We start from the raw sequence: 17,807 nt of genomic DNA, 5'->3' as shown, positions 1-17,807 counted from the left end.
CGCTTATTTGTCTTGGAAAATTTTTAATATAGTAGGTAAAAAGACTCAAGTTTTTGTGCGAAATACCGATAATAGATAAGTGTGTTGTTTATTATAACAAATGTCAGAGGGTGAGAATGATCGATTCTGAACGAGCATTTGACTTCGAGAAGTCAGGCACCGGAGAACGTGGACGTATTACGGGGTAACAGTTTGGCTGTACATAGCGGTTCGCCGATTCGGCTCTTTTTTTTTCTCTTTTTTTGGCTGTTTTCCCGTCGGTTTTATAGCGTGGAAGCATACTCACCGGTATGCCCGGAGGTGACGGAACAGACCGGAAGATTTATCTAGCGAAGGATCATACTTCAGGAGGTTGGCTTCAACATGAGAGGCAGTAAGAACTACTTTAGCAAAAATTTATGGTTTTCCATGCTTAATATTCTGATCATCGGAATCCTGCTTATCGGGGTGAGTGAATACCTGCAGACCAATATTCTGCTCGACACGCTCAAGAAGCAGACCGAAACCGTAACGTCCCAATGGGCCAAGGATTTTGACCAGACTGACGTGGACGCGGCTCTTGCTGAAAAAAGCTGGGACTCGCAGGCTCAGAAGGACCTGACTGCCCAGTTTAACAAATTATCGGAATTTAACCCGAACGTGGCCCAGGGGTATTTGTTCGGTACGGAGCTTAAGAACGGCAACGAAACCAGCCTGATTGCGTTTCCGAATAATGTACTGGACGCTTTCAAGCAGGAGGGCATGAAGGTCGGCGATTTCTATGAACAGCCTGGCGGCGTGGCCGAGGGAATTGCAGAAATGCTGAAGACCGGGAAGAAAACCTTTACAGACGTCTACAGCGACGGCTTCGGTACCTGGATGACAATCCTGTATCCGATCAAAGACAGCTCCGGCAAGATTGACGCTTACTTTGGCGTTGACGTGGATGCAAGCATGATTCCGGAAGGGCGCAAAACATTCCTGGAGGAGACAATTGTCCTGCTGCTGATCGCGCTGATCATCTGCGGCGGCCTGCAGTACTTCGTAGCCAGAAAGACCCTTCTTCCGCTCAACGAGCTTGTTAAGGGGATTCAGAAGGTTTCGCAGGGAAAGTTGAATTTCTCGCTGAGTGAGAAAGGGGCGTTCGGCGAACTGAACAAGCAGTTTAACGACATGATCAATCATGTAAGCTCCGTTATTCAAAGCATTCAGGAGACAGCTGTCAGCTCTTCCGAGGTATCCAAGTATCTCTTTAGCATTACCGAGAAGAACAAGCAGGGCGTTGAAGCGATTACGTCCGAACTGTCAACCATGAACGACAATGCCGCAACCCAGGTTGTTTCGACTGCAAACGCCGGGGCTTCCATGCAGCAGATCTCCACTTCCCTGCAGACGATTGCCCATAACGCGAATCATGTATCCAGCGCCTCTCAGGAAATGAAGAGCAAGTCCGAAGAAGGCAATATGGCGATGCAGAACATTTCCGCCCAAATCAGCCAGATCAGCGAAACTTCGGCGGCTGCATTTGAAACGATGAAGATTCTGGAGGTCAAATCCGAGGAAATCGGCAGCATTCTCAGCCTCATAAACAGCATTACGGAGCAGACCAATCTGCTTGCGCTGAATGCCAGCATTGAGGCAGCCCGTGCCGGGGAAAATGGCCGCGGCTTCTCGGTTGTAGCCGGAGAGGTCCGGAAGCTGGCAGAACAGTCCAAGCTGGCAACGGACAGAGTCGGCGCTCTGGTTCAGGAGATTCAGTTCGAAACAAGCAAAGCGGTAAATTTCGTCTCCCAAAGTAAGAATGAGATCAAACAGGGCCTGGCTTTGGCCGATGAAACCGGAGTTAAATTCGGGGAAATCCTGAACGCTACCCAGCTCGTAGCCGATCAGGTCATCGATATTTCAAGCTCTACAGAGCAGATTTCTGCAGGAACACAGGAGGTTACCGCTATGGTTACCCAGCTGTCCGATATTTCGGAACGCACCTCCGATAACGCACAGAAGATCTTGACCACAGTTTCAGAGCAGGAGAAGTCCCAAGAGGAGATTCACAACTACGCGAACCAGCTGGCCCAGGTGGCAGAGCAGCTGAACGCGACAGTAAGCAAATTTGAAACTAAATAAGCTTTAACTACAATCTAGCTGTCCACACTAACTAGAAACCAAAACATGACCGGGATGGCCCGGCGTGTTTTGGTTTTTCTATCGCTTATAGAGAAGGAGAGACAACATGAGACTGGAGAATATGATTGAGAGAAAGCAACCCGCAGCTGTACGTTTAAAGGAAGAGGAACTACATACAGAAACACTCGCGAGCCTGTTCAGCAGAGCCGCCGCCTTACATTCTAGCAATATCGCGATTTCCTATGGATCAAGAGAGATGACTTATGAGCAGCTTTACCGGTCAAGCGGTCAGGTAGCTAACGCATTAACGGCTGCAGGACTGCAGAAAGGGGATTTTGTCGGGTTATACATGGAACGAAGCCCGGAGACGGTCATCTCGCTTCTCGGCGTTCTGCGCGCCGGAGGCGTGTATGTTCCGATTGATCCGGAGCATCCGATTGAAAGAGTCCGCTACATCGTGGAGGACTGTAGCAGCCAGTATATTTTGTACAAGGAACGCTATCAGGCAAATGCAGAGGAGTTAGCCGGAGGAGGCTCCGGGCAGGCCAAGACAAAGCTGCTTTCTCTGGAAGCCGTATTTGCGGGTTCACCTGACGATTATCAAAATGCTCCGCTCCATCCGGACGATTTGGCTTACGTCATCTATACCTCCGGATCAACCGGCAAACCGAAAGGAACACTGATCGCCCACCGGGGTGTGGTGAACCTCTATAACTCCATGACCCGGTCCCTGGAGCTGACCTCCGAGGATGTAGTAACCCAGTTCTCGACCTTCAGCTTTGACGCATCAGTTGTGGATACGATGGAGGCGCTGCTGAACGGAGCCCATCTGGCCCTGCTCACCAAGGAAGAACAGCTGACGCCGGAGCTGCTGGTCGACCTGCTGGAACGCCGCCGTGTGACGCATATCGGCTGCCTGCCGACCTCCGTGTTTAACCGGATTGCCGAAACTACCACCCCGGAAACCCGGAAGAAATGGGCATCTGTCAAAACCGTGCTGGTGGCCGGCGAAGCGCTGCTGTCCGACCATGTCCGCAAGTTCCAGAGCAAATTCGGCACAGCTATTACAATTATTAACGGTTACGGGCCAACCGAGTGTACTGTGCTCACCACCATCTATAAAGTGACAGATTACTGGAACAGCAAGGCGAATACGGTGCCGATCGGTTATCCGCTGGATAACTACCAGCTGTATGTAGTGAAGCCGGATGGCTCGCTTGCGGCGGACGGCGAGGAAGGAGAGCTGTACATCGCGACACCGGGCTTGTCCAAAGGGTATTTGAACCTGCCGGAGAAGACGGGCGAGGTCTTTATCCGCAATCCTTATGATGCGCAGGGCCAGACGTCCTTGTACAAATCGGGAGATATCGTGAAGAGACTGCCGGATGGCAGCATCGAGTTCCAGCACCGCAAAGACGGCCAGCTCAAGCTGCGCGGCTTCCGCATCGAGATCGGTGAAATCGAAAACGCGCTGTCCAAGCACCCGATGATTCTGGATGCTGCCGTGGTGGCCGTTCAGGAGAATAGTGTGGTCAAACATCTGTCCTGTTTCTATTCCGAGAAAGCGCCTTTGTCGGTCAAGGACTTGAAGGAGCATCTGAAAAATTATGTTCCGCAGTACATGATCCCGGCGTATTTCTACCGTCTGCCTGAAATTCCTCTGTCGCCGACCGGCAAGGTGGACCGGAAAAGGCTGCTCAGCCTGGACAATCCGGAAACGGCCGAAATGGCTGAGCCTTACGCGGCGCCTGCCGCCGGGCTTGAAGCCATGCTGGCAGGCCTTTGGGCCGAAGTTCTGGAGCTGCCGCTGCCGCAGGTGGGGCGGAATGTGAGCTTTTTTGATATCGGGGGCGATTCCCTGGCGGTCATGGCGGTATTGTCGCATTTGAAGCTGGACTATCCGGGTCTGCGCATGAACGACCTTTATGAGCATAAGACGGTCCAGGAACTGGCCGTGTTTATTGAGACACTTGACATGCAGCAGGAAGAAGAGGACCAGCAGATTAACGAGTATATCGACCTGAAAGAGCTGCCTGTTCTGCCCAAGATCCAGCTGCTGGGCGAGGATGGCCTGGGTACGGATGTGCTTCTGACCGGAGGAACCGGATATTTGGGGTCTCATCTCTTATATGAGCTTCTGGCCTCCACCAAAGTGAATGTACATGTGCTGGTCCGCCCCAAAGCCGGAGCAAGCGGGCTCAGCCGGATCAAGAAGACGCTGGACGGCTATTTTGGCGAAGCTGTATTTGAAGAGCATAAGCAGCGGATTTTTGCGCTGGAAGGCGATCTGGTTCAGGACAATCTTGGCTTGACGGAAGAAGGGCGGAAGCGGGTTCGTTCGGTGGTTACGTCTATCATCCATGCCGGGGCGGATGTCCGCCACTTCGGGGTCTCTGAACAGTTCCAGGCTACGAACGTGACGGGGACGCAGTCGCTGATCGAATTCGTCTATGAGAAGCCGTCGATCCGGTTCCACTTTATCTCGACGATCGGCATTCCGGAGGACATGGCCGCGGCGGGACTTTGGGAGTCTGCAGTCAGCAGTCCGGATGCTTTCTATGAAGCAGAGCTGGAGAGCGTCTATACAAACAGCAAGCTTCAGGCGGAAAAAGTCGTCGCAGAAGCCGTCCAGAAGGGGCTGCCCTGCTCCATCTACCGTGCGGGGAACTTGTCCTGCCACAGCGGGACCGGGCATTTCCAGCATAATATCAACGAGAACTTCTTCTACCGGATGCTCAAGGCTTTCCTGCTGCTGGGCAAAGCGCCAGCGGTTCATACGCATATTGACATTACGCCGGTTGACTTTGCCAGCCGGTTCATGGTTAAGCTGATGCAGCGCCCGCTGTTCGGGGAGATTTACCACATCTGCAATCCCGACCAGAAGCGGTATGAGCTGCTGATCGCTTCCCTGCTGGAGCTTGGCTACCGCGTCGACCTGCTGCCGCAGAAGGAATTCGAGCGCTGGGTGCTGACGGAAGGCCGCAGCATAAGCGGGGAAGCGGTGCAGCTGGCCGTTGCCCTGCTGGAGGGGGACGGCGTCAGAACGACGCCTTACCGGTACTCCAGCGAGAGCTCCTTCCGCAAGGCGAAAGGGCTAGAGCCCGCGCCGGCCATGGGGACGCTCATGGGCAGGCTGGCGGAGCATGCTGCAGCCCGCGGATATTTTCCGGCGGCAGATACGAAGCAGCGCCGATGATCACGATGCCGGGCCCTCTGGGGTCCGGCTTTCTTTTTACACTCAGACTCCTCCCGGCTTTCTGCTGTCTACTTCTTGGCTTTCTCCTAATTCCGCCTACGGCCCTATGTTGTTGGTCAAGCGGTTAAAGGGTATATTGTCTAATAGGGGAACAACAGCGATCGCAGGAACCTTTCCCGTAATCGCCCTAAAATGTCATTCAAAAGCTCAATTTATTCAGTTTATATTGAACACACAAATCAGGAGCGGAAAGAGAGGAGCAGTTGATATGAAATATCGCCGGTTAGGCAAGAGCGGGCTGACGGTTTCGGCATTGGGCCTGGGAACAAACGCATTTGGTAAAAGGGCAGACGTGGAAACGTCCATCAGCATTATTCATCAGGCGCTGGATTTTGGCATTAACTTTATTGATACGGCGAATATTTATGCGGGAACGGCTTCCGAGACGATCATCGGGCAGGCGCTGGCGGGCGGCAGGCGTCACAATGTCGTCCTGGCGACAAAAGCCGGGCTTGTGCGGAGTGAAGGGCCGAACGGCAGCGGCTCGTCGCGCTTTCATCTGCAGCAGGAGCTGGACCAGAGTCTGCAAAGGCTGAAGACGGATTATATCGATTTGTACCAGATTCATACCTTTGATCCCCATACCCCGCTGGAGGAGACGCTGCGCACACTGGATGATATGGTTGCTTCAGGCAAAGTCCGCTACATCGGCGCTTCCAATTATGCGGCATGGGAGCTGATGAAGGCGCTGGGGATCAGCGAACGCAAAGGCTTTGAGCCTTATGTGTCCATGCAGACCAGCTACTCGCTGGCCGACCGCACGCCTGAGCAGGAGCTCGTTCCATTGTGCCTGGATCAGGGGCTCGGAATCATTCCTTATTTCCCGCTGGCCGGAGGTATTCTGAGCGGCAAATATTCGGAGGAGGGCGGGGCGCCTGAAGGCTCAAGAGTTCAGACGGATCCCGGCTTCAACCGGTTTCTGGATGAGCGAAAAATCGAGCTCGGGCGGCGCGTCAGCAGCCTGGCTGCTGATTACGGCTGCTCGCCGAGCGCACTGTCGCTGGCCTGGCTCATGGACAAGCCGGCTGTCTCCACCGTCATCGCAGGAGCGACGCGGCCGGAGCAGCTTGCCGACAATCTCCAGAGCGCCGAATTGAATTTGTCTGCCGGAGTGAAGCAGCAGCTCGAGGAATGGAGCACTCCGTTCCGGTTTGGCGAGCCGTTTGCGGTGTACCGCCTTTCTTAGGCGAAGGGCGGAGAAAGGGCCGGGCAGCTTTTTCTCAAATCTGTATTCTAAATGGCGTAGGGCTTCTGCACATGCAGGGCCCTATTTTTTTATGAAATCGATTTACATTTTGCCTGTTTAGGAAGATAATCGATAATAATTATGCAGATTCAACCATTCAGAGACAGAGGGAGAGAACGAAGTGATTTACGGTTTTTTGCTGCTGCTGCTGGCCTGCGGCTTTCAAGGAAGCTTTGGGCTTGGGATGAAGAAATATCAGCCTTTCTCATGGGAGGCTTTCTGGACACTATTTTCCGTTGTTGGGATTCTGCTGATTCCGATTGGCTGGACCTGGCTTGAGGCTCCGCATTTTATGGATTATATCCGGGAGACCCCGGTGCATGTATTGGCGCTGGCTTCCTTCTGCGGCCTGCTCTGGGGCATCAGCTCCATCTTGTTCGGCAAGGCTATTGATACGATTGGCGTTTCTTTGACCTACGGAGTGAACATGGGCATCTCCGCCTCGATGGGCTCGCTGATTCCGCTGCTGATCTTTGGCAATATTCCGGCGGCACGCTCGTTTATCGTTCTGCTGATTGGCATTGTGGTGATGCTGGCCGGCGTAGCTGTGATCACTAAAGCGGGCCTGGCTAAGGAGAAGAGCCTGAAAGCGCAGCTGCTTGAACAAGGCGGAGATACTCCGGATTCCGGGAACAAGCTCTCCAAAGGGCTGCTGCTCGCCTCTTTGGCCGGCCTGGGCTCGGCAGCCATGAACATAGGCTTCACCTATGCGAACCAGACGCTGGACATTGCCACAGATCACGGGGTATCGGCGATGAATGCCAGTCTGATCCCGTGGGTGGTGACCCTATCCGGCGGTTTCGCAGCGAACTTCGTATATGCGGTTGTGATGCTGATCAAGAACCGCACCTACCGCGATTACACGGCCAAGGGTGCTGGTAAAGCTTACGGGAAAGCCATTATTACGGCTTTTATCTGGTTTTTTGCGCTAGGATTCTATGCCAAAGCAACCGTGCTGCTCGGACCGCTCGGGTCGAGCGTCGGCTGGCTTGCTTTTAATGGATTGGCGCTGATCGTCAGCAATGCCTGGGGACTTAAAGACGGGGAATGGAAGGGCTTTGCCGAGCCGAAGAAAATGCTGCTTACAGGCAATTTCATTTTGATCGTCTCCTGGGTGCTTGTTGGCATTGCGAATGGGCTGGCGTAGGAAGTTTGTGGATGAAGCTTGTGGATAAAGATTGTGGATGAAGCTTGTGGATAAAGCAAAGCAGCTTTCAAGTAAATGAAAGCTGCTCGTTTGATCCGCTTAAAGTTCGAATTTTTTCAACAAGATTTGTAGTTTTTCAGCCATCAGGGACGAAGAGTTAGCGGCTTCAGAAATCTCCTTCATAGTCGCCAGCTGCTCTTCGGCAGATGCAGATACTTCCTGAGCGCTGGATGCAGTGCCTTCCGAGACCTCTGTTATATAACTCATTGAATGTGCCATTTGTTCGGTACCTGCCGCCAATTGCTGAATCGATGATGATATTTCCTGCACCTGGGAGGAAACTAAGTTAACGGATTCTTGAATTTGTTCAAAGGAATCGCCAGCTGTATGAACAACACCTAGGCCTGCCATAACTTCTTTGGATGCGATCTCCATGGAACGGACTGCCTTTTGAGCTTCGCCCTGTATAGAAGTAATTAACTCTGATATTTGCTGTGCAGATAGGGCTGACTGCTCTGCCAGCTTTCTGACCTCAGCAGCTACTATAGCAAACCCCCGTCCATTTTCTCCTGCTCTGGCTGCTTCAATGGCAGCATTCAAAGCCAACAAATTGGTCTGTGAAGCAATCTCCGTAATGACGCCAATAATTTGACTTATTTCGGTTGAACGAGTTCCAAGCCCAAGTACAGCTTCTGACAAATCATTGAAAGTAAATTGAATCGAGTTCATTTGCCCCACAGCAATCCGAATCGCGTCTGAGCCCGAGGATGCTTTGTCATAGGCATCTATAGCCTTGTTGGAAGCACTTTGAGTATTTGCGGCAATTTCCCTAACACCTATAGACATTTCATTTATCGTGCTGGAAGCTTCCTCAACGGCCTTAAACTGCTTATCTACCCCAGCGGCAACCGTGCTCATGGCAGTAGCAATTTGCTCTGATCCAACGGCTGTTTGTTCGGCACTCGCTGTTAACTCTTCTGACGATGCCGCCACATGTTCCGCATTTGTTTCCACTTCATATATTAACTCACGAAGATTAGATGTCATTTGATTAAATGAAGCTGCCAGCTCGCCAATTTCGTCCTTATTTCTGACTGTAATTACCTCTGTGGTGAGATCTCCGTTTGCGATCTTTCTGGCAGCCTCCGAGATGGATTGTACCGGCTTAGTAATTAAACGTCCAATATAGAAGGCGGTGGCTGTACCTGCTGCGATAGCCAGTAAGCCTAGGAAAAGAACCCAATTTTTTATTGACTGAACTTGTGCGGAAGTTGCTTCATTACCTTCATCAAGTACATTTTGCTGATAGGCGGTAAGTTCCGCTGCCGTGTTATCAAAAGCCTGTGTGATATCGTGTCCCTGGTTGATGACTAACTCCAGATATTCCTCCGTTTGATTCTGCTCTCTGGCCTTAGCTTCCTCGGCTGCAACCTGATAGAACTGCTGCTCAAGCTCATCCAGCTCGTTAAGAAGCTCCTTCGCTTTAGGCAGCTTAATGATATTTCCCAGGTTCTCGCTTAGCTTTAAATAGTTCTCATGGGACGTATTAAAAGCATTCATAGATTCATCGTCCCCAAGAATTAAGTAACCGCGTATTCCTAGCTGCTCTTTCTTAATAGCTGCTCCCAGCTCCTGTATCAGTATCAGTTTCTTTGCCTTATCGTCGATCAGCTTACTATATTCATTGTCAACAGCCGTAATTCTCGAATAACTTATCGCAACTGTAACGGTTAATAGAAGGAGAACTACAGCAAATCCTCCGAACAACTTCTTACTCAAAGTAAATCTCATGACTTTCCCATCCTCGGTGTAATATTTTTATAGCAAATCCAAATATCATATTATTCGCGTTCTGCGCGCTGGCTAACCCGTGCTGCTTGATTCTGCTCCTTGAATTTCCTTAGGGTTTATTATTCTTCATAAATTCTGCTTAAGAAGAGTAAGCCCAAGTCTTTTCGCTTGGGCTTCCACAGATTCTATTATATTTTTTTGCTATCCTAAATTTTTACCGCGCTCATCAAAATCTTCTCAATTTCTGACGCTGGCATAGGTCTATAGAAGAAATAGCCCTGGATTTCATCACACTTGTACTGGTTGAAGAACTCAAACTGCGGCGCTGTTTCAACCCCTTCGGCGATTACATTCAGTTTCAGGTTGTTGGCCAGTTGAATGATCGTCTTGGCGATTGCTTCATCTTTATTGCCTTTCAATATGCCGCGTACAAACTGCATGTCGATCTTGATCCGGTCTACAGGCAATGTCTTTAATCTGCTTAAAGAGGAATATCCGGAACCAAAATCATCAATGGACAGGGTGACCCCGAGATCCTTCAACTTATGGAGCACCTGGATAATTGAATCTTCGCCATCTGCTGCCGTACTCTCCGTGACTTCTAATTCCAGGTATTTCGGGTCCAGTCCAGTTTCAAGAAGCGTTCTGTCTACCATGCTGAGCAGATTCCGGTCTTGAAATTGGACAATCGAGAGATTCACGGCCATGCGCACAGGCGGAAGTTCCTTATCCTGCCACTCCTTGTTCTGCCGGCACGCAGTCTCCAGAATCCATTGTCCAATCGGGATGATCAGTCCGGTCTGCTCGGCCAAGGGAATAAAGGTAGCTGGTGATACCATCCCAAGCTCCGGGTTATTCCAGCGGATTAACGCTTCCAGGCCTACGATTTCTTGAGTCTGAACACTCACCTGCGGCTGGTAATAGAGAACAAACTCATTTCTTTCCAGTGCCCGGTACAGACTGTTGGTCAGCTGCGTTCTTTTGAGCACGCCTTCCTTCATGGCTGCTGAGCAGAAGGTGTACTGGTTCTTGCCCTTTTCCTTCGATTCAAACATGGCCAGATCGGCGTTCTTAACCAATTCGTCTGTGCTTTCGCCATCTGCTGGATATACGGCGATGCCTGCGCTGGCTGTAATGAAAAATTCCTGGCCTCTGACCATAAGCGGCTGAGAAATGGACTTCATGAGGGCATCTGCGATCTCCCTAATCTCTTCTGCCCGTTCCATTCCGGCAAGCTGAATCAGAAACTCATCCCCGCCAAACCGCGAAACGGTATCCTGCGGCCGCAGACACCCCGATAACCTCCGTGCCACCTGCTGCAGCATCTCGTCTCCGCCAAGATGGCCAATGGTGTCATTGACACTCTTGAAGGAATCCAGATCGATGAAGAGGACACCAATCTGCGTTCCGGCTGCCTCAGCTGCCTGAATCGTCTGTTCCAGCTGATTCTTGAACAAGGTGTGGTTGGGGAATCCTGTCAAAGCGTCATAGTATGCCATGTAGCTGATTTCTTTCTCAGCTTCCACTTTGACCAGCGCATCGGACAGTAAATTGGCCAGAATGTTCAGCAGCTCCTGGTGATTCCCCCTAAAAGTATCTGCCGCCTTGACGGATGCAAAGAACAAGAGACCCAAAATTTTGTCATTATTCCTAACCGCAATGGAGATCAGCGATTTCATCTGGTGAGAGTGGAACATCTCCTTGACTGCCTGTGCTTCCGGGGGCAGCAAATCCACGTCTGTAATCGTGACGAAGTTCGTCTTTAAAGTCTCGTTCATCCACCACGGGAATGCTTCGCTGGCCAGCTCTGTTATAATGTCAGCCGCGGATTCGACGCCTTCATTGCACCATTCATAAATCTTCTGCTCATCCGTTAAACTTACGAAGAAAGTCCGGTCGACCTGGAAATGACTGCCGCTCAGCTCTAACAGAGCATTAATTTTCTGATCCAAATCAGATTCGGTAACCTTGACAAATTCACCCGAAATTTGAGAGACCATTTTTTGAAACCGGATTTGTGCTTCATTTTCATCAAGACGCTGGACATATACCCGGTTGACGAAATAGGCCAGCCCGAGGGTAATGCTCAAGATGCCGATTCTCACAAGATAGTCGGACCCGTCAACCCGGACGTCGGCCCCCGGCATTCTCACCCAAATGTAAATCTGCGTAGCCAGAATGGATAGGCCGATCCAGAAGATCATAAACCGTTTGTTGAATAGGACGGACAGCATGATGACAATAAAAGGTGTAGCCCATATAGTAATGCTTGCCGTATCAATAAAGTTAACCGCGATCAGCAGCAGGGTCACGAGCATAATAATAACGAAAATAAACTCTTTAAGATCCGCCTTGATAGGAAACAAATTAATAAGCGTCAGCAGAGCTCCTATCATCAAAAAGAATAAACTAGAAAATAAAATCGCGTGAAGATGAGGGTGCTGCAGATTAAGAAAATACTGGGAAGCAAAATTCAACAGCCCTCCGATAACATACACAAAGGACATGATTTTCATGAATTTCTCCAGGTTCACCGCACTCAAGATCTTACCTGGCTCAGCACGATCGCTTGTCCCCAGGCCCATTAGTCCATACCGTTTAATTGCATAAAAAATGGCAGTCGTAGGCAGAAGGATAATAACAGGCGCCAGCTGAGGAATCGAATACGGAGTATATGTATTTACAACCACATCGGTCATCGTGCCAAGGATCATTGTTATAAAATAGGAGGTTAGAAACAGGTAGGCCTGCTTCTTCTTTGCCGGATCTTTGGTTCTCCTTCCCCAATTCCAGAGCAGAAGCAATCCCGCACTAGTAAACAATACATAGTAAAGGTTGAAATACAAATCCTCCCAGCTGTTCGTCGAAACATTAACCCAGCCACCCGCAGTATTGATCAGCTTGTACTTTTCCCCTGCGGTCTCACTTATTCCAAATGTATATACGTTCCACACCGCTGGCAGGTACAGCAGCACAAAGAGCCATTTGTTCTTCAGAATCCGCTCTTTCTCCGTTAAGATGAAATAAAAATTCAGCAGGAGGCTGTACACGGTTCCCCAGCCGGCAGAAGCCAGTCTGCGCCAAAGTATAGCCGTCTCATAATTGTGCGCTGAATTGGCAATAGAGAAACAGAATGCCCATATGGACATTGCCAGACATGCTGCCAGATACAGCCGGTTTAACATGCTTTTTGTGTTGAGGGAAATGGTGTAGATCCCCAAAATAAAATAGATGGCGAAAGCAATAAAGAACATTAAAGAATAAACATAGGATAATGACATAAGGGGGCCCTCCACTTGTGCGGTTACTACGTTGTCTGCGAGATACCTTGGATGAATCAGTCTACATCTATATTTCGGCAAAATTCGGTAAAAATATGAGTCTATTTTACTAGTCTAGCTCTATTTGCGAAAAAAAAGAGACACGAGTTGTTCTCGCGTCTCATTGGAAACAAACAAATTACAACTTAGAAAACTTAGTTCGTTTGCTTAACTTGTGGGAAGCAAGATATATCAGGAAATAGATTGGAAACGAGTAAAAAATACTCCACTTCTTCAATACATAAAAACCTAGCCATAAGAAGATAGGCTCTCCAATAAAGGTACTAACACCAGCAAATATCAGACCTTTAATTATTGGTGAAACTTCAGGTTTATATTGTATAAGAAACAAAATGAAAACTGGAAGTAAACACATGTCCCACGGTATATAGACTGGAATTGTTGGAATTATTTTACCAGTGTAGTACCACAATCCGTAATCAGTACCTATAAAGTCTAACCAGGAAGAAAGTATGATCACGAAAAAAGCAACGAATAACAAACGGTCGCTACTTTCTTCTTTTCTGAACTTTAACCAAACCGCCCACGGTAAGATAGTGAGTATAAGAGATATCCAGAAATCCCAATGGAATAAGGTGTTATGTAACCAATAATCAAAATAGTCATAGTGAGTTTGTGTTACCCTATCGTAAAACTCGCCAACCTTCTTCAACTTCTCTGGGTCTTGAATTGGCTTCACGGTTGTTCATCCCCTATACCCAACTTTTTGATTATTAGTCATTCCCCGAAGGGCGAAGAAAAATGTACTCCTAATAATTCAACCCCTTCCTTTTTTGGTTTCACATCTTTTCGAATACATGAAACGGCCAGCGTCCAACTAGAGAACATCCTCCTATCTATCTTTAAGGGGAATCTTTGACCCCAATTTTTACCAAGATTGGGGAATGTACAAAATCAGAAACTATTTTGAAAAGATGAACCAAAAAGGGCAGAACAAGAGCAACGGGAACGAAAGTGTATTTGTACTTTCCGGAAGGTCAGAAGGAGGAAGGACGGCGGAACTTATGTATGGGGCGTGTAACAGCAAAGCAAATGAAAAGCAATCCAAGAGTGCTTTAGAAACTAGAAAAGACACGGAGAACAACTCGGTGCCTTTGGAAAACAAATCTTCCGCTTGCTGAACTAGTATTGATGATGAAAAAGTTTTGAAACAAATCCTTCAACGTCTTATCAAAAAAAATGAAATCAACAAAGACAGACGGAACAATCAAAGAAATTCACTCAGCATTAACCGCCCCGCTTCACCGGGGCATTGGAAAAGAAGGGGGCTTAATCGGAAGCCCCGTTCCATTTAAGTAACACTGTACACTCCACATGACTCGTCTGCGGGAACATGTCCACCGGCTGCACCCACTCAACCTTGTAGCCGCCGTCTGTCAGCACCTTGCAGTCCTTCGCCAGGGTAGAAGGATTGCAGGAGACATAGACGAAGCGCTTCGGCTTCGTCCGCAGCACGGTTTCGAGGAAGACGGGATCGAGACCCGTCCGCGGCGGGTCGGCCACGATGACGTCCGGCGAGAAGCCGGACTTGACCCAGCGCGGGAGCAGCTCCTCGGCACGCCCCGCGTGGAAGGAGGCGTTGCTGCGGCCGTTGCGCTCGGCATTGGCTTTGGCATCCTGTACCGCTTCCGCGATGGTTTCGATGCCGCGCACCTCGGCGGCGTTCGGCGCAAGCCATAAGCCGATCGTGCCCGTGCCGCAGTAGGCGTCGACCACGGTTTCCTTGCCGGTCAGCGCGGCTGCGGCGCGGACGGACTCGTACAGCTTGACCGTCTGCAGCGGGTTCAGCTGGAAGAACGCGCGGGGCGAGAGCGTGAACTCGAGATCGCCGAGCGACTCGTCGATCGTATCCGAGCCCCACAGAATGCGGGTATGATCGCCAAAGATCAGCGAGGTGTTCCGCGGATTGGCATTCAAGGCGATGCTGGTGACTTCAGGCAAGGCCAGCCGGATATGCTTCACCAGCTCGCTTTCCTGCGGAAGCTGGCTCTTGGCCGCAACCAGCGTCACCTGCAGCTGGCGGGACTGGAAGCCCAGCCGCACCACGATGCTGCGGACAAGCCCTTTATTGCTTCTCTCCTGATAAACCGGAATGCCGAGCTCCTGAAGCACGTTCCGGACCTTGTCCACCGCCCGGTTGACTTCGGGATGCTGAATCGGACAGCCCGTTATATCCACCAGCTCATGGGTTCCGGCAGAATAAAGCCCGGCGATAATTCCTTCCTGGCGCAAGCCCAGCTGCAGCTGGGCTTTATTGCGGTAGTCCCAGGGATGATCCATGCCCAGCATCGGCTTCATCCGGACATTTTCCAGACCCGAATAGCGGGAGAAGGCTTCCCGGACGAGGTCTTCTTTCGCTTTGAGCTGGCCTTCATAAGACATATGCTGAATCTGGCAGCCGCCGCAGATGCCGAACACCGGGCATGGCGCGTCGACGCGGTAGGGGGAGCGTTTTTCGATTTCGTCGATCTTTGCCTGAATAAATTTCTCTTCTACCTTGGTTACTGAAGCGCGGATCACTTCTCCGGGAATGGCTCCTTCAATAAAAACCGCTTTGCGGCGGTAATACCCGACCCCTTCGCCGTTAATGCCCATCCGTTTAATAGTAATAATCAGCCGGTCGCCGTTCCGGACCTCTTCCGCATGCTCGTGGCGGGAAGCCCGCGGCTTGTCCCCTGGAAGTTTGTTCGGGACGGGTCTGCTTCCGCGTTTTGAGCCTTGACCTTGACCACGTGCAGCTCCGGCTTGAAAGGTTTTGCCAGTTTGAGGCGGCTTAGCTTTGCCAGGTTTCATTGTTTGAATCTCCATCCTGCTTAGTTTTATAAAGGAATGATACTTTTTTATGCCCGCACGGTCAATGCAGCCTGCCTGAAAAAGCCTTCCGCTTGGTTGCCCAATCCTGTAAACCCCGGTAAACTTAACAGAGGAACATAAATTCGTAACGTTACTGTCTGTTATTTTAAGCCTGTTATATTGAGGAGTCTTTATTACGATGAACGTTGAAATTCCTACTATGGATACAGCCAGAGAGCTGCTGCAAAAATATTACGGCTATCCCGACTTCCGGGAAGGCCAGGTCAAAATTGTCGAGAGCCTGCTGTCCGGCAAAGACACGCTCGGCATCCTGCCGACCGGCGGCGGCAAGTCGATCTGCTACCAGATTCCGGCGCTGCTGGCGCCCGGACTTACCCTTGTCGTGTCGCCGCTGATCTCACTGATGAAGGACCAGGTGGATGCGCTGACGGCTATGGGCATTCCGGCCGCATATATCAACAGCACGCTCACGGGCAGAGAAGCGAACGACCGAATCCGGGCTGCGCGCCGCGGCGATCTCAAGCTGCTGTACGTCGCGCCGGAGCGGCTCGAGCTGGACTGGTTCCGCCAGGAGATGAGCGAGCTGCCGATCTCCTGCGTAGCCGTGGACGAAGCCCACTGCGTATCGCAGTGGGGACACGACTTCCGGACAAGCTACCTCGCGGTAGCGCCGTTCGTGGAGAGCCTGCCCGAGCGTCCGGTTGTCGCAGCCTTTACGGCTACAGCGACGCCGGAGGTGACGGAGGATATGCTCCGCCTGCTGCGGCTGGAGGATCCGTCGGTCTTTATTACTGGGCTCGGCCGGGACAACCTGGCCATGTCCGTGCTGCGCGGTGAGAACAAGCGGGAATTTATTCTTGAGTACGTCCGGAATCACGAAGCCCAGGCGGGCATTATATACGCCGCGACACGCAAGGATGTGGATGATCTGTATGAGCGTCTGCGCCAGGCAGGCTTCGCTGCCGGCCGGTACCATGCCGGTCTGGGAGATGAAGAGCGGGAAGAGATGCAGGAGGCTTTTTTGTATGACGACATCAGGGTGATCGTCGCAACCAACGCCTTTGGTATGGGTATCGACAAATCCAACGTCCGGTACGTCATCCACTACAACATGCCGAAGAATATGGAGGCCTATGTCCAGGAGGCGGGCCGGGCAGGACGGGACGGTGAGCCGAGCGAATGTATTCTGCTGTTCAGCGCGCAGGATATCATCACCCAGAAGTTCCTGATTGAGCAGAATCCGCATGATGACAGCCGTAAGAAAGGTGAGTACCGCAAGCTGCAGCAGATGATTGAATACTGCTACACGAACAAGTGCCTGCGCTGGGCGATGCTGGATTATTTTGGAGAGCAGCATGACCAGAAGCCGTGCGGCAATTGCAGCTCCTGTCTGGATGAGCGCGAACTTATCGACATGACCCGGGACGCGCAGATCATCTTCTCCTGCATCCACCGGATGCGCGAGCGGTTTGGCGTTTCGATGGTAGCCTCCGTGCTTAAGGGCTCGAAGAACAAGAAGGTGCTGCAGTACGGGTTTGACAAGCTGCCGACCTACGCGATGATGCCGCGGCGCACCGAGAAGGAAATCTCCGAGCTGATGAATGAATTTGTCGCCGAAGGCTATTTGACGCTTACCGAAGGGCAGTATCCGGTCGTCCGTTTGACGGCCAAAGCAGCCGAGGTGCTGAAGGGACAGCTGCAGGTCATGCAGCGGGCACCGCGTCCTGTTCAGGAAAGCGCGGCAAGCAAGCGCCGCAGCAGCCGGTACGACCTCAGTCCGTCTGCGGTTAACGAGACGGTATTTGAACAGCTGCGCCTGATCCGGCGCGACCTGGCACAGAAGGAGCATGTGCCTTCTTACATTATTTTTAACGATGCCACGCTGCGTGAAATGAGCGTCATTCAGCCGCAGACCGAGCAGGAGATGCTGCGAATCAAAGGGGTGGGCGAGCTCAAGTTCGGCAAATACGGCAAGCCGTTCCTCGACTTTTTCAAAAATGGGGGTATGAGTCCGGCAGACGGCGGCGATGCTCCTGATGATATGGATTTCGCTGAAATTAGTGAGGATGGATTTGATTTCTAGCCGATAACGGAATCCGAATGTTTTTT

General features: G+C 51.0%; 9 protein-coding genes. 5 read left to right on the top strand and 4 right to left on the bottom strand.

Features of this window, described 5'->3' with window-relative positions; all coding sequences use genetic code 11:
* Positions 1-363 precede the first annotated feature (363 nt).
* From FCN15_RS06260 to FCN15_RS06245, 4 genes are all read left to right on the top strand, one after another.
* The gene (locus FCN15_RS06260) at positions 364-2,103 is read left to right on the top strand and encodes a methyl-accepting chemotaxis protein (RefSeq protein WP_138494148.1); all 1,740 of its coding nucleotides are present in this window, start codon (positions 364-366) and stop codon (positions 2,101-2,103) included.
* A gap of 106 nt (positions 2,104-2,209) precedes the next feature.
* On the top strand, positions 2,210-5,299 hold the full coding sequence (locus FCN15_RS06255) for a non-ribosomal peptide synthetase (protein ID WP_138494147.1): 3,090 nt from the start codon (positions 2,210-2,212) through the stop codon (positions 5,297-5,299).
* Between the two features lie 268 nt (positions 5,300-5,567).
* The gene (locus FCN15_RS06250; protein ID WP_138494146.1) at positions 5,568-6,545 is read left to right on the top strand and encodes an aldo/keto reductase; all 978 of its coding nucleotides are present in this window, start codon (positions 5,568-5,570) and stop codon (positions 6,543-6,545) included.
* 181 nt (positions 6,546-6,726) lie between these two features.
* Positions 6,727-7,752, top strand: a complete 1,026-nt coding sequence (locus FCN15_RS06245) for an L-rhamnose/proton symporter RhaT (protein ID WP_138494145.1) — start codon at positions 6,727-6,729, stop codon at positions 7,750-7,752.
* Positions 7,753-7,851: 99 nt separating this feature from the next.
* Here FCN15_RS06245 and FCN15_RS06240 read toward each other — a convergent pair whose 3' ends face one another.
* From FCN15_RS06240 to rlmD, 4 genes are all read right to left on the bottom strand, one after another.
* Positions 7,852-9,543 carry a methyl-accepting chemotaxis protein gene (locus FCN15_RS06240; RefSeq protein ID WP_138494144.1) on the bottom strand — a complete coding sequence of 564 codons (1,692 nt, stop codon included), beginning with the start codon at positions 9,541-9,543 and terminating at the stop codon, positions 7,852-7,854.
* Between the two features lie 206 nt (positions 9,544-9,749).
* Complete coding sequence (locus FCN15_RS06235) at positions 9,750-12,824, bottom strand: EAL domain-containing protein (RefSeq protein WP_138494143.1); 3,075 nt, start codon at positions 12,822-12,824, stop codon at positions 9,750-9,752.
* 178 nt (positions 12,825-13,002) lie between these two features.
* Positions 13,003-13,563, bottom strand: a complete 561-nt coding sequence (locus FCN15_RS19690) for a CBO0543 family protein (RefSeq protein ID WP_420819551.1) — start codon at positions 13,561-13,563, stop codon at positions 13,003-13,005.
* A gap of 590 nt (positions 13,564-14,153) precedes the next feature.
* Positions 14,154-15,677: a 23S rRNA (uracil(1939)-C(5))-methyltransferase RlmD gene (gene rlmD, locus FCN15_RS06230; protein WP_238996534.1), complete on the bottom strand. Its 1,524-nt coding sequence runs from the start codon at positions 15,675-15,677 to the stop codon at positions 14,154-14,156.
* A gap of 199 nt (positions 15,678-15,876) precedes the next feature.
* Between rlmD and recQ the strand changes: the two genes are divergently transcribed.
* Positions 15,877-17,781, top strand: a complete 1,905-nt coding sequence (recQ, locus tag FCN15_RS06225) for a DNA helicase RecQ (RefSeq protein ID WP_138494141.1) — start codon at positions 15,877-15,879, stop codon at positions 17,779-17,781.
* Positions 17,782-17,807: the final 26 nt, after the last annotated feature.

The organism is Paenibacillus pinistramenti (genome assembly GCF_005869875.1).
Taxonomy (GTDB): Bacteria; Bacillota; Bacilli; order Paenibacillales; family Paenibacillaceae; genus Fontibacillus; species Fontibacillus pinistramenti.
The sequence above is the reverse complement of the archived record's forward strand: the minus strand, read 5'-3'. Positions and strand labels throughout refer to the sequence as shown.

Excerpts from the sequence above, each read along its gene's own strand:
- FCN15_RS06260 (WP_138494148.1), top strand. The coding sequence starts at position 364 with ATGAGAGGCAGTAAGAACTACTTTAGCAAAAATTTATGGTTTTCCATG.
- FCN15_RS06255 (WP_138494147.1), top strand. The coding sequence starts at position 2,210 with ATGAGACTGGAGAATATGATTGAGAGAAAGCAACCCGCAGCTGTACGT.
- FCN15_RS06250 (WP_138494146.1), top strand. The coding sequence starts at position 5,568 with ATGAAATATCGCCGGTTAGGCAAGAGCGGGCTGACGGTTTCGGCATTG.
- FCN15_RS06240 (WP_138494144.1), bottom strand. The coding sequence starts at position 9,543 with ATGAGATTTACTTTGAGTAAGAAGTTGTTCGGAGGATTTGCTGTAGTT.
- FCN15_RS06235 (WP_138494143.1), bottom strand. The coding sequence starts at position 12,824 with ATGTCATTATCCTATGTTTATTCTTTAATGTTCTTTATTGCTTTCGCC.
- rlmD (WP_238996534.1), bottom strand. The coding sequence starts at position 15,677 with ATGAAACCTGGCAAAGCTAAGCCGCCTCAAACTGGCAAAACCTTTCAA.
- recQ (WP_138494141.1), top strand. The coding sequence starts at position 15,877 with ATGAACGTTGAAATTCCTACTATGGATACAGCCAGAGAGCTGCTGCAA.